General features: G+C 39.2%; 4 protein-coding genes. 3 read left to right on the top strand and 1 reads right to left on the bottom strand.

Translation table 11 applies throughout. The annotated features are described in order from the left end of the window. Nucleotides 1–153: 153 nt before the first annotated feature. Nucleotides 154–1,197 carry a site-specific integrase gene (locus HOO90_RS12060; protein WP_292843401.1) on the top strand — a complete coding sequence of 348 codons (1,044 nt, stop codon included), beginning with the start codon at nucleotides 154–156 and terminating at the stop codon, nucleotides 1,195–1,197. On the opposite strand, the gene HOO90_RS12055 is transcribed toward HOO90_RS12060, so the two are convergent. Continuing rightward, nucleotides 1,162–2,616, bottom strand: coding sequence for a hypothetical protein (locus HOO90_RS12055; protein ID WP_292843399.1), 1,455 nt, complete (start codon nucleotides 2,614–2,616; stop codon nucleotides 1,162–1,164). The two genes, HOO90_RS12060 and HOO90_RS12055, sit on opposite strands and share 36 nt — an antisense overlap. A 92-nt stretch (nucleotides 2,617–2,708) precedes the next feature. On the opposite strand from HOO90_RS12055, the gene HOO90_RS12050 reads away from it, so the two are divergent. Continuing rightward, nucleotides 2,709–2,924: a DNA-binding protein gene (locus HOO90_RS12050; protein WP_292843397.1), complete on the top strand. Its 216-nt coding sequence runs from the start codon at nucleotides 2,709–2,711 to the stop codon at nucleotides 2,922–2,924. 106 nt (nucleotides 2,925–3,030) lie between these two features. Next, a partial coding sequence (locus HOO90_RS12045) for a hypothetical protein (protein ID WP_292843395.1) occupies nucleotides 3,031–3,286 on the top strand: 256 nt, incomplete at its 3' end.

Raw genomic sequence — 3,286 nt, 5'->3', positions numbered from 1 at the left:
CTCTTAATCCGTTTGTCGCGAGTTCGACCCTCGCACGCCCTACCAAATAAATCAAGGATTTAGATTAAAATCTAAATCCTTGATTTATTTAAATTTGCCTAAAAGGTACAATTTCAGTACAGTGAGCATATTAACTGTATCTCGAAAGCGACCATGGCAACGATAGTAAAGACTCCCTCAGGAACTTGGAAAGCCATGATTCGTAAGAATGGCTGGCCGACTAGCACTAAAACTTTCCGTACCAAAAGAGACGCGGAAGACTGGTCGCGCCGTACTGAAGATGAAATGGTACGTGGAGTATTTATTCAGCGCGCGCCGTCAGAAAAAATGACGATTGAAACGGTCATGCTTCGTTACGTTAAAGAGGTCGTTCCCACCAAAAAGCCTAGTACACAAAAACGAGAGGTTACACGAGTTAAGCAGTTGTTGAGTCATTTTGGCAATTACTCATTAGCAGCAGTGACTACCGAAATGGTCGCGGCCTATCGTGATTTAAGGCTAGAGCAAGGTAAATCAAATAACACGGTGAGATTGGAGCTTGCGCTACTTGGACACCTGTTTACAGTTGCTATTAAAGAATGGCATATTGGCTTAACTTACAGCCCCGTTGCCAATATCCGCAAACCCAGTCCAGGCGCAGGCCGTAATCGACGAATCAGCCTAGCTGAAGAAAATCTATTGATAGAAACAATGGATAATCACAGCAACCCGATGCTGGGCTGGATAACGCGGATTGCGATTGAAACAGGCATGCGCCAGTCTGAAATTCTCACACTTAAGGTGAGCCAAGTAGATTTAAAGAAACGCGTGATCAGGCTTACGGACACCAAAAATGATGATGCACGAACCGTGCCGCTCACTAAAAATGCCACTTTAATTATTAGTGAAGCACTCCTAAACCCTCTTAGACCCAAAGATGTAGAACTAATCTTTTTTGGGGAACAAGGTAAAAGTGGCCAGCGCTCACCTTACGCCTTTAATAAAGTCTTCGGTGATTTAAAAGCCAAAATTGGCATGGCAGATTTACACTTCCATGATTTACGACATGAAGCAGTGAGTCGCTTTGTTGAGGTCGGACTAAGTGACCAAGAAGTGGCTTCTATCAGCGGTCATAAGTCCATGCAGATGCTCAGGCGATATACGCATTTACGCGCTGAGGATTTAGTTCAGCGGCTGGATAAACTTGCTGATAAATGACTCTGGTAAGGTCTTCTTTTCTTTAAAGACCCTTTTAATTTGACTAATGAGCTTTATATTCATGGCAGTATGCTTATATTGTTGTAATTGATCTATAATTTCATCAAGCTTGGATATGATTATCTCGAAGTTTGGCTTTGGCTTAAATTCTTTTTTGAGTTCATCAATTTTTAATATGGATTGTTCGATGTTCTCAATACGTATTTTGATGGCGTGTACCGTGTGTACGAAAAGTCCAATTTTCAATGCAATCTTAACTGGTGATAAATTTTTTAACAATAATGAGTTAACTGTTTTGATAAGAAGTGCTTCATCAGGGAGCATGTCGATAACTTCACCTGTTGAAACGCATACATTTTTTTCACGTTGATGGGTATTGCGAAGACTTTCTAATTTTCCCCATGCTCTTTTAATAGAGTACATCCTCTTTTCGAGTTTGTCTTTAATTTCATCAAAACTTAATTTTTCACGCACAAATAGCAAATAAACTTGTTCTGGCAAGCTAATAGGTGGGTTTTCTTTGCCACGGGTTAGTCTGAGTTTTGTATGAACTAAATCATAGACAGCTTTTCTAGTATCCATTTCATAGCCTTTAGAAAAATCATCCAGCTCAAATTGAAATGCAAAGTTTGATGATTTCAATCTCAACGGATTTCTAGCTATTAGCTCATGTTGAAAAATTTTTAAGTAAGGTAAGTCAGTTTTATATTTGGAAGTTGAATCGCTAGGATTATGGTAATTACAGTACTGATCATTTAATCTGAAGTCGTGTTTAGTATCAGTTTCTCTGGCTTCCAAATAATCCGTTGCACATAAGGATAAGCGCCAACAAAACTTACAGTATTTAGAGGCATTGCCTTTAATCTTTACATAGGATTGTAAACTTTCGTAGTTTTTGTGCATTTCTCGGGTAGGCACAAATTTTTTTAATGTATCGATGATTACTAGCGTAGTTTCAAGTGTATTGGCACATTTGGCACTACGGATAGCAAATCGAACATTTTGATACCACAACTCCATATTTTTTAAAATTGTGTGCGTGTCAGTGTCAACAGATAAAACCTTAGCTTTGATTTTAGTATCCACCAAATCTGCAGTAATCGTTGGACTTCCCTGAGAGAAATCACGTGCTGCAGATTGCTTTATATTAAATCGATACCTTGGTTTTGTGTGACCAATAGTCGATAACTTAAAGCCCAACAATAATTTTTTAACCAACTCGTTCTTCTCTAAGGAAATTACGACTTCCAAAGGTTTATCTAGCTGACGGCCTACCAAATTCCATAAACTTCTTGTTTTGATGTTATGAGACAGCTTTAAAGCGTCTTTGAATTCCATCAAAGCATTTGCAAAATCAGCGTCGCAGCCATAGTAAGGTTGTAACACTGCCTTGGCTGAATTAAGTAAATTGCCATCCATACAATCATCCTATTTGTAGAATATTCTGTAAATTTGCCTAGTGACATTGTAAGTATCATGTCTACATCAATGATAACTGAGATTAATAAATAATGAGCACAACAGAATCAACCATAATTCAGCAGTATGGAATTTTGCTTTCTTTTAAAGATTGTGCAGCGCTATTAGGTCGCAGTAGTGAAGGCCTAAGAGTGACACTTTCTCGCGACAGCGAGCTAGCCCGTAAACTTAAACCAGCAAAAATTAAAATTGGCCGACGGGTGCTTTTTCGTGCAAGCGCATTGGCTAAATTGTTAGATGAGGCTTGATTTTCAAGCCTGTTATTTAACGTTACAGAATTTCGTAACTGGCATCATGGATGAGCGCCAGACAAATCAGTAAGTAATTAGTAGTTAAATTTGAAGGATAAATTATATGAGTAAACTTTTCAAAAAAATGCCAATCGAGAAGCGAAAAATCTCTCGCATTGAAATTCGCCTAACTGCAATAGACGCAGCAACAATCAGCGCGTCAGCCGAAGCGCGCAATCTAACTATGTCAGACTTTATGCGCCGAGCCGCACTAGGGCGACGCGCCGATGTGTATTTTGAAACAGAAATTGTTGTTTCACTGCGCGAGGTCGCTCAATCAATTCAAGCCATACACGCAGCCTTTGTTAAGCATGGCATAC

Origin of the sequence: Methylotenera sp. (assembly GCF_013141425.1) — a bacterium.
Lineage (GTDB): Bacteria > Pseudomonadota > Gammaproteobacteria > Burkholderiales > Methylophilaceae > Methylotenera.
The sequence above is the reverse complement of the archived record's forward strand: the minus strand, read 5'-3'. Positions and strand labels throughout refer to the sequence as shown.

Excerpts from the sequence above, each read along its gene's own strand:
- HOO90_RS12060 (WP_292843401.1), top strand. The coding sequence starts at position 154 with ATGGCAACGATAGTAAAGACTCCCTCAGGAACTTGGAAAGCCATGATT.
- HOO90_RS12055 (WP_292843399.1), bottom strand. The coding sequence starts at position 2,616 with ATGGATGGCAATTTACTTAATTCAGCCAAGGCAGTGTTACAACCTTAC.
- HOO90_RS12050 (WP_292843397.1), top strand. The coding sequence starts at position 2,709 with ATGAGCACAACAGAATCAACCATAATTCAGCAGTATGGAATTTTGCTT.